Source organism: Blastococcus sp. SYSU D00820, from assembly GCF_054050695.1.
Map to the genome: position 1 here is coordinate 427874 of NZ_JBJGZW010000001.1, position 17109 is coordinate 444982.

Below are 17109 nucleotides of genomic sequence, written 5' to 3' on the forward strand. Positions count from 1 at the left end.
ATCGGCGCGCGGGTGCGGCGGCTTGAGGGCGGCCGCGGGAAGTCGACCCGGACGGGGGAGGCCCGGCATCCGGGAGGAGGCCGCGGACGGCGTCCCTAGACTCCGCGCCATGCTGCTGTCCGACCGCGACATCACGGCCGCGATCGCCGAGGGACGCCTGGGCATCGAGCCCCACGACCCGGGGCTGGTGCAACCGTCGAGCATCGACGTCCGGCTCGACCGGTTCTTCCGGGTGTTCAACAACGCCCGGTACACCCACATCGACCCGGCGCAGCAGCAGGACGACCTCACCACGCTGGTGGAGCCCGACGGCGACGAGCCGTTCGTGCTGCACCCCGGGGAGTTCGTGCTCGGCTCCACCCTCGAGGTGGTGACCATCCCCGACGACCTGGCCGCGCGGCTGGAGGGGAAGTCCTCGCTCGGGCGGCTGGGCCTGCTCACCCACTCGACGGCCGGGTTCGTCGACCCCGGCTTCTCCGGGCACATCACGCTGGAGCTGTCCAACGTGGCGAACCTGCCGATCACCCTGTGGCCGGGGATGAAGATCGGTCAGCTGTGCCTGTTCCGGCTGACCAGCCCCTCGGAGCACCCGTACGGCTCGGCGGTCTACGGCTCCCGGTACCAGGACCAGCGGGGGCCCACGCCGTCCCGCTCCTACCGCAACTTCACCCGCGCGGAGACCCGCCGGGCCGACTGACGTGCGCGGTGGCCGGCGGCTCGACCCCGGCCACCTCCAGGACGTCGGTGCACCGCTCCGCCGACGACCAGCCCGGCCGCACGCGGTCGACCTCGTCGTCGACGAACCGGTCGCGCGTCATCAGCCAGCCGGACCAGAGCAGGACGACGACCCCGGCCAGCAGCAGGACGAACATGGGGGCGTAGCTCCCCGTCGCCCCGCGGAGGACGCCCACCAGCAGCGGGCCGGCACCGGCCAGGACGTATCCCCAGCTCTGGACGTGCGTGGAGAGCGCGGCGGTGGTCTCCGGGGTGCGGGCACGCAGGCCGATCAGCGTGAGCACCATCGGGAAGCTCGCCAGCCCGATCGCCACCGCGGTCATCGACAGCCAGGTGAGGGTGCGCGGCGCGAACCACAGCCCGGCCCAGCCGGCGGCGTAGCAGGCCATGAGCCCGACCAGCAGGGGACGCTGCACCCGCCGGCGCACGACCAGCGCGGGCACCACGGCGCTCAGCGGGATGCCGATCACCTGGTTGAGCCCGAGCAGCAGCCCGGCGGTCGCCGCCGACAGGCCGGCGTCGCGCAGGTACTGGGGCACCCAGCCGACGAGGACGTAGGCCTCCAGGCTCTGGACGGCGAAGAAGACCAGCAGCGCCAGCGCCATCCGGCTGTGCCGCAGGTCGCGCAGCCGCACGCTGCGGTGGGTGCCCGGGCCGGCTCCCCTGCGGGCCGGCACCAGCAGCCAGGGCACGGCGGCGACCAGCGCGGCGACGGCCCAGACGCCGACCGCCCAGCGCCAGCCCTCGGCGCCGGCCGCGGCGGCGATCGGCGCGGTGGACACCGCCGCCACGGTGGCGCCGACCGCCATGGCGGTGCTGTAGGCGCTCACCAGCAGCCCGGTCCGCCCGGGGAAGTGCCGCTTGACCAGGCTCGGCAGCAGCACGTTGCCCAGCGCGCCGCCGACCATCGCGAGCACGGTGCCGATCAGGAACAGCCAGAACGCGGGAGCGGTGGCGCGGACGACCAGCCCGGCCGCCATCGCGACCAGCGCCGCGCTGAGCACGTGCGAGTCGCGGAAGCGCGCCGACAGCCACGGGCCGGTGAAGCCGATGAGCGCGAAGCACAGCACCGGCATCGAGGTGACCAGGCCGGCCAGCCCGCTGGAGATGCCCAGCCCCCGCTCCAGCTCCTCGAGCACCGGGCCGACGCTGGTCACCGCCGTCCGGAGGTTCAGGCCGGTGAGGACGATCGCGATCCCGATGAGCACCGGCGCGCGGCGGGAGGACGTCGGGAGCGCGGCGGCGGTGCGGGTCACCGCGCCATGGTGCTCTCCGGTCCGCGCCGCCTCCGCGGGGCACCGGGCCGGGAACGCCGACGGCGCGTGCCCACCGGGGTGGGCACGCGCCGTCGCGGGTGCGCTGGGGTCAGGCCTGCGGCCCGTGCTCCGTCGCCGCCGAGCCGAGCCCGGCGACGTCGTCGCCCTTGTCGCCGACCTCGGCACCGGACTCGGTGCCGGGGGCGCCGACCGGGGCCATCGAGCGCAGCAGGATCTGGCTGACGTCGAGCACCTCGACGTGCTCGGCGGCCTCGCCGTTCTGCTTCTTGGTGTTGAGGGCGTCGGAGAGCATCGTGATGCAGAACGGGCACGCGGTGGAGATGACGTCCGGGTCGAGGCCGAGGGCCTCCTCGGTGCGCTCCACGTTGATCCGCTTGCCGATCTTCTCCTCCATCCACATGCGCGCGCCGCCGGCGCCGCAGCAGAAGCCGCGGTCCTTGCAGCGGTGCATCTCCTGGGTGGAGAGGCCCTGCACGCTGTCGAGGATCTCCCGCGGCGGCGTGTAGACCTTGTTGTGCCGGCCGAGGAAGCACGGGTCGTGGTAGGTGACCTTGCGGTCGACCGGCGTCACCGGGGTGAGCCGGCCCTCCTCCACCAGCTGGCTGAGCAGCTGGGTGTGGTGGACGACCTCGTACTCGCCGCCGAGCTGCGGGTACTCCCGGCCCAGCGAGTTGAAGCAGTGCGGGCAGGTCGTGACGATCTTCCGCATGCCGGGGACGCGGCCCTCGAAGACGCCGTTGAGGGTCTCGACGTTCTCCGCGGCCAGCATCTGGAAGACGAACTCGTTGCCCATGCGGCGGGCCGGGTCGCCCGAGCAGGTCTCGCCCGAGCCGAGGACGGCGAACTCCACGCCGGCGGTGTGCAGCAGCTCGGCCACGGCCTTGGTGACCCGCTTGGCGCGGTCGTCGATCGCGCCGGCGCAGCCGACCCAGAACAGGTACTCGACCTCGTAGGGGAGCGGGCCGTCGGCCTGCCGGACCTCGAAGTCGAGCTCCTTCATCCAGTCCTCGCGGGTGTTGGGGCTGACACCCCACGGGTTGCCGCGGTTCTCGAGGTTGCGCAGCATGACGCCGGCCTCGGACGGGAAGCTGGACTCGATCAGCACCTGGTAGCGGCGCATGTCGTTGATGTGGTCGACGTGCTCGATGTCGACCGGGCACTGCTCGACGCAGGCGCCGCAGTTGGTGCAGCTCCACAGGACGTCGGGGTCGATGACCCCGCCCTCCTCGAGGGTGCCCACCAGCGGGCGGTGCGCCTGGGCGTCGTTGGTGCCCTCGATGCGGGCGTAGCCCGAGGCCCAGACCTGCTCGTCGCTGGGCTTGAGGATGTCGTAGTCCGGCGCGGTCTCGCTCGCCGTCTTCTCACCGAGCAGGTACGGGGCCTTGGCGTACAGGTGGTCCCGCAGGTCCATGATCACCATCTTGGGCGACAGGGGCTTGCCGGTGTTCCAGGCCGGGCACTGGCTCTGGCACCGCCCGCACTCGGTGCAGGTGGTGAAGTCCAGCATCCCCTTCCAGGTGAAGTCCTCGATCTTGCCGCGGCCGAAGACGTCGTCCTCGTCGGGGTCCTCGAAGTCGATGGGCTTGCCGTTCGAGGTCATCGGCAGCAGCGGGCCGAGGGCGACGGAGCCGTCGTCGTTCCGCTTGAAGTAGATGTTGAAGAAGGCGCTGAACCGGTGCCAGGCCACGCCCATGTTCAGGATCCGGCTGATGACCACGAGCCAGGTCAGCGACACCACGATCTTGACGAAGGCGACCACCGACAGCAGGTCGGGGCTGTCGGGCAGCACGGTGGCCAGCAGGCCGGAGACCGGGTGCGACCAGGCCGGCGCCTCGGTGAGGTCCGAGGAGATCTTCAGCGCGCGGATCAGCAGGATGCAGACGCCGACGGTGAGGACGACGGCCTCCACGAAGTAGCCGCGGCCCTCGTTCGACCCGGCGAAGCGGCTCTTGCGGCCCTGCCGGCGCGGGTGGTCCTTCTGGCGCCGGTAGATCAGGTAGAGGATCCCGAGGATCGTGCCGGTGCCGATGACGTCGGCGAACAGGTTCCACAGCGACCACTCGCCGATCAGCGGCAGGTGGAAGGCGGGGTTCCAGACCTCCCCGAAGGCCTCGACCAGCGTGAGGAACAGGCCGTAGAAGCCGAGGAAGACGAACCAGTGGGCCGCGCCGATGGCCGACCACTTGAGCATCCGGGTGTGGCCGAGCGACTCGACCACGAGGGTCTTCAGCCGCGGGCCGACCGGCCCGAAGCGGGAGTCGTCCGGCTGACCGGTCCTGATGATCCGGATCATCGCCCGCACCGCCCGGTAGGCGAAGACGACCGCGACGACCAGGAAGATGACGCTGATCGTCCCGAGGACGACCTGCAACGGGCCCATCGAGTTCCTCCCACGACGCCGTAGGCGCCGGTAGCTCTGTGTCTGCCGGGCGGCGGGGAGAGGTCCTCGCCGCCGGACCGGCCCCCGGGCCGCGGCGGACCGCTGCGGGCACCACTGCCCGAACGCTCGCACGATAGCTGGCGCCCGCTCAGGCTACTCGCCAGTAACCCCGGTCGCCGGGCGTCCCCGGGAGGCGGTGCGCCGCGTCGGTGCCGGGCGCCGGCGGGCCGGCCTCGCCGGAGCCGCGGGAACGCGTCCCGGGCCGGCGTCCGGCGTGGCGCTGGTCACTGTGGCGCCGTCGTCCCGATGACCGGGAGCTCGAGGCTCCCGCCCGTGCGCGGGTGGGCGGTGGACATGATCAGGGTCCCTGATCGTGTGGGGTCCTCCCCGGCGGTGCGCGGCCGGAGAGGACCCCGTCGGGTGGGGGTGGACGCCCGTTGTCCACAGATCCGCGACGTCCCGGCCGGGACCGGGCGCAGCTGCCGAGACTGGCGCGGTGCACCCGCTGCTCGCCGCTGCTGCCCGCCGTCGCCTCGGTGTCTTCACCGCGACGGACCTCCACCGCGCCGGCTACGACGACGACGAGATCAGGACGGCGCTGCGGACCCGCGTCTGGCACCGGCTGCGCCGCGGCGTCTACATCGAGACGGCAAAGTGGGAGCGCGCCGTCGCCGATCCCCGGAGCGAGCACCTCGTCAGGTCCGTCGCGGTGCTCGCCGTGCTCGGTGGCCGGCCGGCGCTGAGCCACGGCTCGGCCGCGCGCTTCCACCGCCTCGAGCTGCCGCGCGGACTCGATGCGGACGTGCGACTGACCGAGGCCGCCGGATGGCGCCGCGGCCGGGGCTACCGGGTGGCCGAGGCGGCGCTCGAGGCCGGGGAGGTCGCCCGGTACGGCCCGCTCCGCGTCACCTCGGTCGCGCGGACCCTCGTCGACTGCGGACGCGAGTGGTCCCTGACGGACTCGGTCATCGCCCTCGACTCCGCGGTGCAGAACCGGTTGGTCACCCGCGCGGAGGTCCGGGCCGCGGTGCTCCGGCAGACCCACTGGCCGGCCATCGGCGGGGCCGCGCGGGCCCTCTCGCTGGCCGACGGCAGGGCGGAGTCGCCGCTGGAGACGCGCGGGCGGCTGGCGATCCTGGCGGCCGGGCTGCCCCTGCCGGAGGTGCAGCCCGAGGTGTACGTGGGCGGGCGGCGGCTGGCCCGCCTCGACGGCTGGTACGAGGAGGCGGCGGTCGCCGTCGAGTTCGACGGCCGGGTCAAGTACACCGACGACGACGCGCTCTGGGACGAGAAGCGGCGGGAGGACGCCGTCCGCGCGCTGGGGATCCGCTTCCTCCGCGTCGCGTTCGAGGACGTCGTCGGCGGTCACGCCACCCTCGTGCGCCGCCTGCGGGAGCTGCTCGCCGTCCCCTACGCGAGGCCGCGGGACTTCGTCATCGTGCCGACCGTCGAGTGGGGTGCGGGCGCGGCCGACGTCGTCGCCTGACGTCGTCCTCCCGCACCGCCCGGCGTCCTCCCCGGCGTCCCACCGTCCGGGAGGTCGCCACGGGATCAGGGACCCTGATCATCTTCGCGCCCACCCCGGACCCGGGAACACGAGCGTGCACCGTGCCGTTAGGCTGGGCAGGAAAGTTGAGCGGACCCGACGCAAGGCCCTGCGGAGCCAGGAGCAGCCGGCGTCCCTCGGCTCCTGAGCAGACCAGCACCACCCTCGTACACACGGAAGAGAGGCCATCTCCATGGCTCGAGCGGTCGGTATCGACCTCGGCACCACCAACTCCGTCGTCACCGTCCTGGAGGGCGGCGAGCCGACGGTCATCGCGAACTCCGAGGGTTCGCGCACCACCCCCTCCGTGGTGGCCTTCGCCAAGAACGGCGAGGTCCTCGTCGGCCAGTCGGCCAAGAACCAGGCGGTCACCAACGTCGACCGCACCATCCGCTCGGTGAAGCGGCACATGGGCACCGACTGGAAGACCGAGGAGATCGACGGCAAGCGGTACACGCCGCAGGAGATCAGCGCGCGCATCCTGCAGAAGCTCAAGCGGGACGCCGAGACCTACCTGGGCGAGCCGGTCACCGACGCCGTCATCACCGTCCCTGCCTACTTCGAGGACGCCCAGCGCCAGGCCACCAAGGAGGCCGGTGAGATCGCGGGCCTCAACGTCCTGCGGATCGTCAACGAGCCGACCGCGGCCGCGCTGGCCTACGGCCTGGACAAGGGCGAGACCGAGCAGACCATCCTCGTCTTCGACCTCGGCGGCGGCACCTTCGACGTCTCCCTGCTGGAGATCGGCGAGGGCGTCATCGAGGTGAAGGCCACCGCCGGTGACAACCACCTCGGTGGTGACGACTGGGACGAGCGGGTCGTCAAGCACCTGGTGCAGACCTTCAACGCCTCCAACGGCATCGACCTGTCCAAGGACAAGCTGGCCATGCAGCGGCTCCGCGAGGCCGCCGAGAAGGCCAAGATCGAGCTGTCGGGCGCCCAGTCGACCAACGTCAACCTGCCCTACATCACCGCCGGGGCCGAGGGCCCGCTGCACCTCGACGTCACGATCACCCGGGCGGAGTTCCAGCGGCTCACCCAGGACCTCCTCGACCGCGCCCGCGCGCCGTTCAACCAGGCGGTCCGGGACGCCGGCATCTCCGTCGGCGAGATCGACCACGTCGTCCTCGTCGGTGGCTCGACCCGCATGCCGGCGGTCACCGACCTGGTCCGCGAGCTGACCGGGGGCAAGGAGCCCAACAAGGGCGTCAACCCCGACGAGGTCGTCGCCATCGGCGCCGCGCTGCAGGCCGGCGTGCTCAAGGGCGAGGTCAAGGACGTCCTGCTGCTCGACGTCACCCCGCTGTCCCTGGGCATCGAGACCAAGGGCGGCATCATGACCAAGCTCATCGAGCGCAACACCACGATCCCGACGAAGCGCTCGGAGATCTTCACGACGGCCGACGACAACCAGCCCTCGGTGCAGATCCAGGTCTTCCAGGGCGAGCGCGAGATGGCGATGTACAACAAGAAGCTCGGCATGTTCGAGCTGACCGGTCTGCCGCCGGCGCCCCGCGGCGTCCCGCAGATCGAGGTCGCCTTCGACATCGACGCCAACGGCATCGTGCACGTGTCCGCCAAGGACCTCGGCACGGGCAAGGAGCAGTCGATGACCATCACCGGCGGCTCGGCCCTCCCCAAGGAGGACATCGAGCGGATGATGCGCGACGCCGAGGCCCACGCCGAGGAGGACAAGCGCCGCCGCGAGGAGGCCGAGACCCGCAACCTGGCGGAGTCGCTGCAGTACCAGACCGAGAAGTTCCTGGCCGAGAACGGCGACAAGATCCCGGCCGACAAGAAGGAGGAGCTCGGCGAGGCCCTGACCGAGCTGCGCTCCGCCCTCGGCGGCTCGGACATCGCCGCGATCAAGGCCGCGCAGGAGAAGGTCGCGCGGGTCTCGCAGGAGGTCGGCGGGGCGCTGTACGCCCAGCAGGCCGAGGCGAGCGCGGCGGCCGGCGGCGAGGCGCCCGGCGCCGGTGCCGGCGCGCAGTCGGGCGCGGCGACCGGTGACGACGACGTCGTCGACGCCGAGATCGTCGACGAGGACGACGACCGCCGATGAGTTCCGGGGACGATCAGCCGCGGGTCGTGATCCGTGACAAGCGGCGCATCGACCCGACCAGTGGCGAGGTGCGGGCGCCGGCCGGCGAGCAGCCGGCCGGCGCCCCGCCGGGCCCATCGACCGCAGCCAGTGCAGCGCCAGGGGAGCAGATGAGCGAGAACGAGACGGCGGCCGAGCAGCAGCCGCCCGCCGGTCCGGCCGGCGACGACGAGCTGTCACGGCAGCTGGCCGAGCGGACCGAGGACCTCCAGCGGGTCACGGCCGAGTTCGCCAACTACCGCCGCCGGGTCGACCGCGACCGCACGCTGGTGGTCGACCAGGCCGCCGAGCGGTTCGCCGCCCAGCTGTTCCCGATCGTCGACGACATCGAGCGGGCGCGCGACCACGGCGACCTGACCGGTGCCTTCAAGGTGGTCGCCGACCGCGTCCTGGGGCTGCTCGACGGCCTGGGCGTCGAGGCGTTCGGCAAGAGCGGTGACCCGTTCGACCCGTCGCTGCACGAGGCGGTCATGCACGACACCTCCGCCGACGTGCAGGTGCCGACCGCCACGACGGTGCTGCGGCAGGGCTTCCGCCGCGGTGACCGCGTGCTGCGCACCGCCATGGTCGCCGTGACCGACCCGGAGCAGCCGGCTCCCGCCGGCGACGGCGCGGCCGCGGCGGAGCCGACCGGCGAGGCCCCGGCAGCGGGCTCACCGGCGTCCGACTGAGCTCGAGAGGGGGCGTCCGATGAGCACCCGGGACTTCATCGAGAAGGACTACTACGCCGCGCTGGGCGTCGCCCAGGACGCCGACGCGGCGGCGATCAAGAAGGCCTACCGCAAGCTCGCCCGTGACCTGCATCCGGACAAGAACCCGGGCAACACGGACGCGGAGGCCAAGTTCAAGGAGGTCTCCGAGGCCTACGACGTGCTCTCCGATCCCAAGCGTCGGGCGGAGTACGACGAGGCCCGGCGGCTGTTCGGCGCCGGTGGCGCCGGCGCCCGCGCCGGCTTCCCCGGGGGCTTCCCCGGCGGAGCCGGGGGCGGGCAGCCGTTCGACCTCGGGGACCTGTTCGGCGCGGCCGGCGGGGCCGGCAGCCGCACGGCCGGCGGCGGTCTGGGCGACATCCTCGGCGGCCTGTTCGGCGGCGGGGCCGGCCCCGGCTCGGCCCGCGCGCGCAGCCAGGCGGCGTCCGGCCCGGCCCGCGGCCAGGACGTCGAGACCGAGGCCACCCTCTCCTTCGAGGAGGCGGTGCTCGGCGTGACCGTTCCGCTGCGCATGCAGAGCCCGGGCACCTGCCCGACCTGCGCCGGCAGCGGGGCCCGGCCCGGCACCTCGCCGCACACCTGCCCGGTGTGCCAGGGCGCCGGCGTCACCAGCCGGAGCCAGGGCGCGTTCGCGTTCAGCGAGCCGTGCCGCAACTGCCGCGGCAGCGGCCAGGTGGTCGACGACCCCTGCCCGACCTGCACCGGCAGCGGCGTGACCACGCAGACGCGCACCATCACCGTGCGGATCCCGGCCGGCGTCCGGGACGGCCAGCGGATCCGGCTGGCCGGCAAGGGCGCCCCCGGCCGCCGCGGCGGCCCGGCCGGCGACCTGTTCGTGGTCGTGCACGTCAACGAGCACGAGCTGTTCGGCCGCAAGGGCGACGACCTCACGCTCACCGTGCCGATCACGTTCGGCGAGGCCACCCTCGGGACGACGCTCACCGTGCCGACCCTCAACGGCAACGTGTCGCTGCGGGTGCCGGCCGGGACGGCCAGCGGCCAGACCCTGCGGGTCCGCGGCCGCGGCGTCCCGGGCAAGGGCCGGTCCGGTGACCTGCTGGTCACCGTGGAGGTCGCCGTCCCCAAGCGGCTGTCGCCGGCGGGCGAGCAGGCGCTCAAGGACCTCGAGGCCGAGCTCGGTGACCCGCGGCCGCGGATCACCGCGGCGGTGGCCGACGGGGGGTCGCGGTGACCGCACCCACCGACGGCTCGCGCGAGCGGCGAGACGCCGGCCGCTCGCTGGCCGACGACGCCCCGGTCTTCGTCATCTCGGTGGCCGCCGAGCTGGCCGGGATGCACGCGCAGACCCTGCGCCAGTACGACCGGCTGGGCCTGGTGCGGCCGGGCCGCACCGCCGGCGGCGGGCGGCGGTACAGCCCGCGCGACGTCGCCCTGCTGCGGGAGGTCCAGCGCCTCTCGCAGGAGGACGGCGTCAACCTCGCCGGCATCAAGCGCATCATCGACCTGGAGTCCCAGGTGGAGGCGCTGCAGCAGCGCGTCACCGAGCTGATCGAGGAGCTGCAGGTGTCGGAGAACCGGCGGATCGCCGCGGAGACGGCCGCCCGCGCGGGCTACGGCGGTGACCTGGTGCCCCTGCGCCCGGCGACGTCGGCGCTCGTCGTCTGGCGGCCGAGGGAGCAGCGGTGACCGACCCCGCGGCGCCCGACCCGCTCGCGCACGAGGCGTTCATCCGCGTCGAGCGCGAGGTCGGGCTGCTGCTGCGCCGGTCGCGGGCCATCTCCGCCCGGCTGGCGAGGGAGCTGCACCCCGATCTCGACGGCGCCGCCTACGGCCTGCTCGCCCTGCTCCAGGACCTCGGTCCGCTGCGCAACAGCGACCTGGTGGCCCGCCTGGGTCTGGACAAGAGCACGGTGAGCCGGCAGGTGTCCTCGCTGGTCGACCTCGGCCTGGTCACCCGCGAGGCCGATCCGACCGACGGCCGCGCCCAGGTGCTGCGGCCCTCGCCCGAGGGCGCGGCCCGGCTGGCCCGGATCCGCGAGGCCCGGCGCGCCCGCTGGGAGTCGGACATGGCGCACTGGCCGACCGAGGACGTCGTCCGTCTCGGGGAGCTGCTCAGCGCCTTCAACCGGCTCGGTGAGGCGCGCTTCGCCGAGGACGCCGGCGAGCCCGCCGCTGCGTCCGCGCCCTGACCACCTGAGACCGCCCCCCGCCGCGCCCGGCCCTCCACGAGGGACCGGGCGCGGCGTGTTCGTGCCCACAGTCAGTTGTAAACCACAACCATCCAGATGTATGGTTGTGGTCTACAAGCAAGTGGTACGAGCAAGGGGCACGATGGCCATCACCAGCCAGACGCGGGACCGGCTCACCGCCGGTGTCGCCCGGCTGCTGCGCAGCGGGCGGCACCTGTCGGTCCGGGCCGCCGACTCCGTCTACGGCGACCTCCCGTCGTTCGGGTGGGCGCTGCTGCTGCCGCTCGAGCAGGAGGGGGAGCAGCGCTGCAGCGCCCTCGCCACCCGGGCCGGCATCGACGTCTCGGTGGCCAGCCGCCAGGTCGCCGTCCTCGAGCGGGCCGGGTACGTGTCCCGCCGGCCCGATCCGCGGGACGGCCGGGCCAGCCTCCTCGCCCTCACCGAGGCGGGTCGGACGGCCATGGCCGGCACCCGCGCGGTGCGCTCCGACTGGGCCGCCGGCGCGCTCGCCGACTGGTCGGAGCAGGACGCCCTGACGCTCAGCGCCCTCGTCGAGCGGCTCGCCGACGACATGGACCGCCTGCTGCCCACCTCGTCCCCCCGGATGGCGTCGTGACCGCCGTCCGCCGCACCGATCCCAGGAGCACCGTGACCACCTCCGTCGCCTCCACCGCCCCGGTGGAGCAACAGGGCCGGATGACGCACCGGCAGATCCTCGAGGCCCTCTCCGGCATGTTGCTGGCGATGTTCGTGGCGTTCCTGTCCTCGACCGTCGTCTCCAACGCCCTGCCCACGATCATCACCGAGCTGCGCGGCACCCAGGGCCAGTACACCTGGGTCGTGACGGCGACCCTGCTGTCCTCGACCGCCTCCACCCCGATCTGGGGCAAGCTCGCCGACCTGTTCAGCAAGAAGCTGCTGATCCAGCTGTCGATCGTGATCTTCATCGTCGGCTCGATGCTGGCCGGCCTGGCCCAGTCGGTCGAGACGCTGATCGCCTGGCGGGTGCTGCAGGGCCTGGGCCTGGGCGGCCTGCAGGCGCTCGTGCAGATCGCGATGGCGGCGATGATCAGCCCGCGCGAGCGTGGCCGGTACTCCGGCCTGCTCGGCAGCGTGATGGCCGTCGCCACCGTCGGCGGCCCGCTGCTCGGCGGCCTGCTGGTCGACACCAGCTGGCTGGGCTGGCGCTGGTGCTTCTACGTCGGCGTCCCCTTCGCCGCGGTCGCCCTGGTCCTGCTGCAGCGCACGCTGCACCTGCCGGTGACCAAGCGCGACGTGCACATCGACTACCTGGGCGCGGCCTTCCTGACCGCCGGCGTCTCCGCGCTGCTCATCTGGGTCACCCTGGCCGGTGACAGCTTCGCCTGGGCGTCGGTCGAGACGGCGCTGTTCGTCGGCGGCGGGGTGCTCGCGGTCGCCGCCTTCATCGTCACCGAGCTCCGGGCCCGGGAGCCGATCGTCCCGCTGCGGCTGTTCCGCGACCGCACCACGACCCTCGCCGTGCTCGCCAGCGTGGCCATCGGTGTGGCGATGTTCGGCTCGACGGTCTTCCTCGGTCAGTACCTGCAGATCTCCCGCGGCTACTCGCCGACGGCGGCCGGGCTGCTGACCATCCCGATGGTCGGCGGGATGCTGGTCTCCTCGACGGTCTCCGGCATCCTGATCACCCGGACCGGCCGCTGGAAGCGGTTCCTCGTGGGCGGGTCGCTGCTCGTCGTCCTCGGCTTCGGGCTCCTGGGGACCATCGACCACGAGACGTCGATGGTGCTGCTCGGCGTCTTCCTCTTCGTCCTCGGCACCGGCATCGGCATGACCATGCAGAACCTGGTCCTCGCCGTGCAGAACACCGTGGCCGCGCGGGACCTCGGTGCGGCCAGTTCCGCGGTCGCCTTCTTCCGCAGCCTGGGCGGCACGATCGGCGTCTCGGTGCTCGGCGCGGTGCTGACCGCCCGGGTGTCCACGCTGATCACCGCGGGGTTGCCGGCGGGCGCGGCCTCCTCCGGCTCGGGCAGCGTGGGCCTCGCCGACCTGGCCGACGCCCCGGCGCCGGTGCGGGAGCTGATCGAGGTCTCCTACGGCGACGCGACCGGCCGCATCTTCCTGGTCTCGGCCGTGGTGGCGGTGGTCGCCCTCCTGGCGATCCTCGCCATCCGCGAGATCGCGCTGCGCACGGAGAGCGGCGAGGAGCGGCTGCGCGGCGAGGCGGGCGACGGCGTCCCGGCGCCCGACGCCACCCCGGCCGGCGGCGTCGCCGCGGCGGTCGCCCCCGTCGTGGAGGCCCCCGCCCGGCGCTGAGCACCGGCCCCGACGACGGCGGCCCGCACCCCCTGACCGGGAGTGCGGGCCGCCGTCGTCGTCCGGGAGGTCTACTCCAGCGCGGCGTCCAGGGTGATCTGGTCGACGCCGGCGAGGGCCTTGCTCACCGGGCAGCCGGCCTTGGCCGCCTGCGCGGCCTGCTCGAAGCCGGCGGCGTCGAGACCGTCGACCTCGCCGCGCACGGTGAGCGCGATCGCCGTGATGGTCGGGGCGCCGTCCTTCTGGCCGAGGGTCACCTCGGCGGTGACCTCCAGCGACTGCGGCGTTCCGCCGGCCTTGCCGATCTCGCTGGACAGCGCCATGGCGAAGCACGAGGAGTGCGCCGCGGCGATGAGCTCCTCGGGGCTGGTGGTGCCCCCGGCCTCGTCGGCGGCGCGCTTGGGGAAGCTGACCTCGTAGGTGCCGACCTTCGAGCTGGAGAGCTCGACCTGGCCGGAACCGTCCTGCAGGGTGCCGTTCCAGGCGGTGCGTGCGGTACGGGTGGGCATGGATCTCCTCCGCGGGGTCGACGGGTTACGGCTCCCTGCAGGGTCCCGCCACGAGCCTGCGAGTGGCGGGGTGCAGGGGGTCCATTCTCAGGCGTCGGTCCGGCCGGCTGCGCCGACCCGGGCGATGAGCGTCTCCAGCTGGCTCTTCAGCGTCGCGAAGTCGGCGACGTCGAGCTGCAGGGCGCAGATCATGTCCTCGGAGATCTTCAGACCGCGGTCGCGCAGGCTCCGGCCGGCCTCGGTGAGGGCGATGGAGACCGAGCGCTCGTCCTCCACCCGGCGGTGCCGGGTGACCAGGCCGGCGGCCGTCAGCCGCTTGAGCAGCGGGGAGAGGGTGCCGCTGTCGAGGTTGAGCCGCGAGCCCAGCTGGCCCACGGTCTGGTTGTCCTCTTCCCAGAGCAGCATCATCACGAGGTACTGGGGATAGGTGAGCCCGATCTCGTCGAGCTGCGGCCGGTAGCGCGCGGTCAGGGCGCGGGATGCGGCGTACAGCGCGAAGCACAGCTGGTCCTCGAGGAGGACGCTCGGGGCCGGCAGGCGCGTCATGGCCCGAGTCTAGGACCGCCGCGCCGCAACACCCCGTTGCCGGGGGGTCACCCGGGGGCGAGGCCGATGAGGCGTACGTCACCATCGGCGGTGCACGACCGGTTCCGGCCGGGAACCTGCGGACACTGGACGCAGTGAGGTTGAGTGGAACAGACTCAACCCTGAGTTCGTTGCAACTCCCGACAGACCCGGCCGGGCCGCCCGGCCCCGCGCGAGAGGAACGACCTCCCCCACCATGCAGAGCAAGCTCACCACCCGTTCGCAGGAGGCGATCGCAGCCGCCCAGCGGCTGGCGGTCGACCGTGGCCAGGCCGCGCTGGAGCCCCTGCACCTGCTCGTCGCCCTCCTGGAGCAGACCGACGGCATCGCCGGCCCGCTGCTCAAGGCCGTCGGCGCCGACGTGGCCGACGTGCGTGCCAAGGCCGAGGCGGCCGTCCGCCGCATGCCCAGCGTCAGCGGCGCCACCGTGCCGGCCCCCTCGCCCTCGCGCGAGCTCCTCCGCGTGCTCAACGCCGCCGGGGAGCAGGCCAGCGCCCTGGGGGACGAGTTCATCTCCACCGAGCACCTGCTCGTGGGCCTGGCCGGGGTCGACGGTGAGGCCGGCACGGTGCTGGCCAGCGCCGGTGCCACCCGCGAGTCGCTGCTGGCCGCGTTCCGCACGGTCCGGGGCAACCGCAAGGTGACCACCCCCGACCCCGAGGGCACCTTCCAGGCGCTGGAGAAGTTCGCCGTCGACCTCACCGAGCGGGCCCGCGAGGGCAAGATCGACCCGGTCATCGGCCGGGACACCGAGATCCGCCGGGTCGTCCAGGTGCTCTCCCGGCGCACGAAGAACAACCCCGTCCTCATCGGCGAGCCCGGCGTCGGCAAGACGGCGATCGTGGAGGGCCTGGCCCAGCGGATCGTCGCCGGCGACGTGCCGGAGAGCCTCAAGGGCAAGCGGCTGATGGCGCTGGACCTCGGCTCGATGGTCGCCGGGGCGAAGTACCGCGGCGAGTTCGAGGAGCGGCTCAAGGCCGTCCTGCAGGAGATCACCGAGGCCGAGGGCCAGGTCATCACCTTCATCGACGAGTTGCACACCATCGTCGGCGCGGGGGCCACCGGCGAGTCCGCCATGGACGCCGGCAACATGATCAAGCCGATGCTCGCCCGCGGTGAGCTGCGGATGGTCGGCGCCACCACGCTCGACGAGTACCGCGAGCACATCGAGAAGGACCCGGCGCTGGAGCGCCGCTTCCAGCAGGTGCTGGTGGGCGAGCCCTCGGTCGAGGACACCATCGGCATCCTCCGCGGGCTCAAGGAGCGCTACGAGGTGCACCACGGTGTGCGGATCACCGACACCGCGATCGTGGCCGCCGCGACGCTGTCCGACCGGTACGTGACCGCCCGCTTCCTGCCCGACAAGGCGATCGACCTGGTCGACGAGGCGGCCTCCCGGCTGCGCATGGAGATCGACAGCCGGCCGGTCGAGGTCGACGAGGTCGAGCGGGCCGTCCGCCGGCTGGAGATCGAGGAGATGGCGCTGGCCAAGGAGGACGACCCCTCCTCGGTGGAGCGGCTGGCCGCGCTGCGGGCGGACCTGGCCGACCGGCGCCAGCAGCTGGACGAGCTGACCGCCCGCTGGCAGCAGGACAAGAGCGCGATCGTCCGCATCCAGCAGATCAAGGAGGAGCTGGAGCGGGTGCGCCAGGAGGCCGAGCGCGGCGAGCGCGACGGCGACCTCGCGCACGTCGCCGAGCTCCGCTACGGCCGCATCCCGCAGCTGGAGAAGGCGCTGCGCGAGGCGGAGGAGTCGGTCGGCAGCAGCGACTCGATGCTCAAGGAGGAGGTCGGCCCCGACGACATCGCCGAGGTCGTCCAGGCCTGGACCGGCATCCCCGCCGGCCGGCTGCTCGAGGGGGAGACGCAGAAGCTGCTGCGGATGGAGGACGAGCTCGCCGCGCGGGTCGTCGGCCAGCCCGACGCGGTGCGCGCGGTCTCCGACGCCGTCCGCCGGGCGCGCTCCGGCGTGGCCGACCCCGACCGGCCCACCGGCTCGTTCCTGTTCCTCGGCCCGACCGGCGTGGGCAAGACCGAGCTGGCCAAGGCGCTGGCGGAGTTCCTGTTCGACGACGAGCGGGCGATGGTCCGCATCGACATGAGCGAGTACTCCGAGAAGCACTCGGTGGCCCGCCTGGTCGGTGCCCCGCCCGGCTACGTGGGCTACGAGGCCGGCGGTCAGCTGACCGAGGCGGTGCGGCGGCGGCCCTACACCGTCGTGCTGCTCGACGAGGTCGAGAAGGCGCACCCCGACGTCTTCGACGTCCTGCTCCAGGTGCTCGACGACGGCCGGCTCACCGACGGCCAGGGGCGCACGGTGGACTTCCGCAACACGCTGCTGATCCTCACCTCGAACCTGGGCTCCCAGCTGATCGCCGACCAGTCGGTGCCCGAGGAGCGGCGCCGTGCGGCCGTGCTGGAGGTGGTGCGCGGGCACTTCAAGCCCGAGTTCCTCAACCGGCTGGACGACGTCGTGGTGTTCCGCGCGCTGGGCAGCGAGGAGCTGACCGGGATCGTCGACATCCAGGTCGGGGTGCTGGCCCGCCGGCTGGCCGCCCGCCGGCTGACCCTCACGGTCACCGACGCGGCCCGCGAGTGGCTGGCGCTCAACGGCTTCGACCCCGTCTACGGCGCCCGGCCGCTGCGCCGGCTGGTGCAGTCGGCCATCGGCGACCAGCTCGCCCGGGCCCTGCTGGCCGGCGACATCCGCGACGGCGACCAGGTGGTCGTCGACTGGCCGGCCGCGCTCGACGCCGAGGACACCTCCGGTCTGGTGGTCCGCCGGGCCGAGTGAGCCGCACCGACGCACGAGCCCGCCGGG

At 73.3% G+C, this 17109-nt stretch carries 14 protein-coding genes; 10 read left to right on the top strand and 4 right to left on the bottom strand.

Annotated features, from left to right (window positions below; genetic code table 11):
* The first annotated feature begins 109 nt into the window (after positions 1–109).
* A complete protein-coding gene (gene dcd, locus ACI79R_RS02035; protein WP_456571907.1) occupies positions 110–697 on the top strand; it encodes a dCTP deaminase in 588 nt (195 codons plus the stop codon).
* Here the strand turns inward: dcd and ACI79R_RS02040 are convergent.
* Positions 666–1991: an MFS transporter gene (locus tag ACI79R_RS02040; RefSeq protein WP_456571908.1), complete on the bottom strand. Its 1326-nt coding sequence runs from the start codon at positions 1989–1991 to the stop codon at positions 666–668. The two genes, dcd and ACI79R_RS02040, sit on opposite strands and share 32 nt — an antisense overlap.
* A gap of 109 nt (positions 1992–2100) precedes the next feature.
* Complete coding sequence (locus ACI79R_RS02045; protein WP_456571909.1) at positions 2101–4392, bottom strand: (Fe-S)-binding protein; 2292 nt, start codon at positions 4390–4392, stop codon at positions 2101–2103.
* 496 nt (positions 4393–4888) lie between these two features.
* Between ACI79R_RS02045 and ACI79R_RS02050 the strand changes: the two genes are divergently transcribed.
* The 8 genes from ACI79R_RS02050 to ACI79R_RS02085 all read left to right on the top strand — a co-directional run bounded on the left by ACI79R_RS02050 (position 4889) and on the right by ACI79R_RS02085 (position 13194).
* Positions 4889–5878 (top strand): hypothetical protein, encoded by a 990-nt coding sequence (locus ACI79R_RS02050; RefSeq protein WP_456571910.1) that lies wholly within the window; start codon positions 4889–4891, stop codon positions 5876–5878.
* 253 nt (positions 5879–6131) lie between these two features.
* Positions 6132–8000, top strand: a complete 1869-nt coding sequence (gene dnaK, locus ACI79R_RS02055) for a molecular chaperone DnaK (RefSeq protein ID WP_456571911.1) — start codon at positions 6132–6134, stop codon at positions 7998–8000.
* Positions 7997–8710 carry a nucleotide exchange factor GrpE gene (grpE, locus tag ACI79R_RS02060; protein ID WP_456571912.1) on the top strand — a complete coding sequence of 238 codons (714 nt, stop codon included), beginning with the start codon at positions 7997–7999 and terminating at the stop codon, positions 8708–8710. The genes dnaK and grpE overlap by 4 nt, the downstream gene beginning before the upstream one ends.
* Positions 8711–8729: 19 nt before the next feature.
* Entirely contained in the window at positions 8730–9941 is a 1212-nt protein-coding gene (gene dnaJ / locus ACI79R_RS02065; protein ID WP_456571913.1) for a molecular chaperone DnaJ, read from the top strand.
* Positions 9938–10396, top strand: coding sequence for a heat shock protein transcriptional repressor HspR (locus tag ACI79R_RS02070; RefSeq protein WP_456571914.1), 459 nt, complete (start codon positions 9938–9940; stop codon positions 10394–10396). Before dnaJ ends, ACI79R_RS02070 begins: the two co-directional genes overlap by 4 nt.
* The gene (locus ACI79R_RS02075; RefSeq protein ID WP_456571915.1) at positions 10393–10899 is read left to right on the top strand and encodes a MarR family winged helix-turn-helix transcriptional regulator; all 507 of its coding nucleotides are present in this window, start codon (positions 10393–10395) and stop codon (positions 10897–10899) included. Before ACI79R_RS02070 ends, ACI79R_RS02075 begins: the two co-directional genes overlap by 4 nt.
* A 142-nt stretch (positions 10900–11041) precedes the next feature.
* On the top strand, positions 11042–11515 hold the full coding sequence (locus ACI79R_RS02080) for a MarR family winged helix-turn-helix transcriptional regulator (protein WP_456571916.1): 474 nt from the start codon (positions 11042–11044) through the stop codon (positions 11513–11515).
* A gap of 32 nt (positions 11516–11547) precedes the next feature.
* Entirely contained in the window at positions 11548–13194 is a 1647-nt protein-coding gene (locus tag ACI79R_RS02085; protein ID WP_456571917.1) for an MFS transporter, read from the top strand.
* A gap of 71 nt (positions 13195–13265) precedes the next feature.
* On the opposite strand, the gene ACI79R_RS02090 is transcribed toward ACI79R_RS02085, so the two are convergent.
* Together ACI79R_RS02090 and ACI79R_RS02095 are read right to left on the bottom strand one after the other, a co-directional pair.
* Positions 13266–13703: an OsmC family peroxiredoxin gene (locus ACI79R_RS02090; RefSeq protein ID WP_456571918.1), complete on the bottom strand. Its 438-nt coding sequence runs from the start codon at positions 13701–13703 to the stop codon at positions 13266–13268.
* Positions 13704–13790: 87 nt separating this feature from the next.
* On the bottom strand, positions 13791–14249 hold the full coding sequence (locus ACI79R_RS02095) for a MarR family winged helix-turn-helix transcriptional regulator (RefSeq protein WP_456571919.1): 459 nt from the start codon (positions 14247–14249) through the stop codon (positions 13791–13793).
* Positions 14250–14484: 235 nt separating this feature from the next.
* Between ACI79R_RS02095 and clpB the strand changes: the two genes are divergently transcribed.
* Positions 14485–17082, top strand: a complete 2598-nt coding sequence (gene clpB, locus ACI79R_RS02100) for an ATP-dependent chaperone ClpB (protein WP_456571920.1) — start codon at positions 14485–14487, stop codon at positions 17080–17082.
* Positions 17083–17109 lie beyond the last annotated feature (27 nt).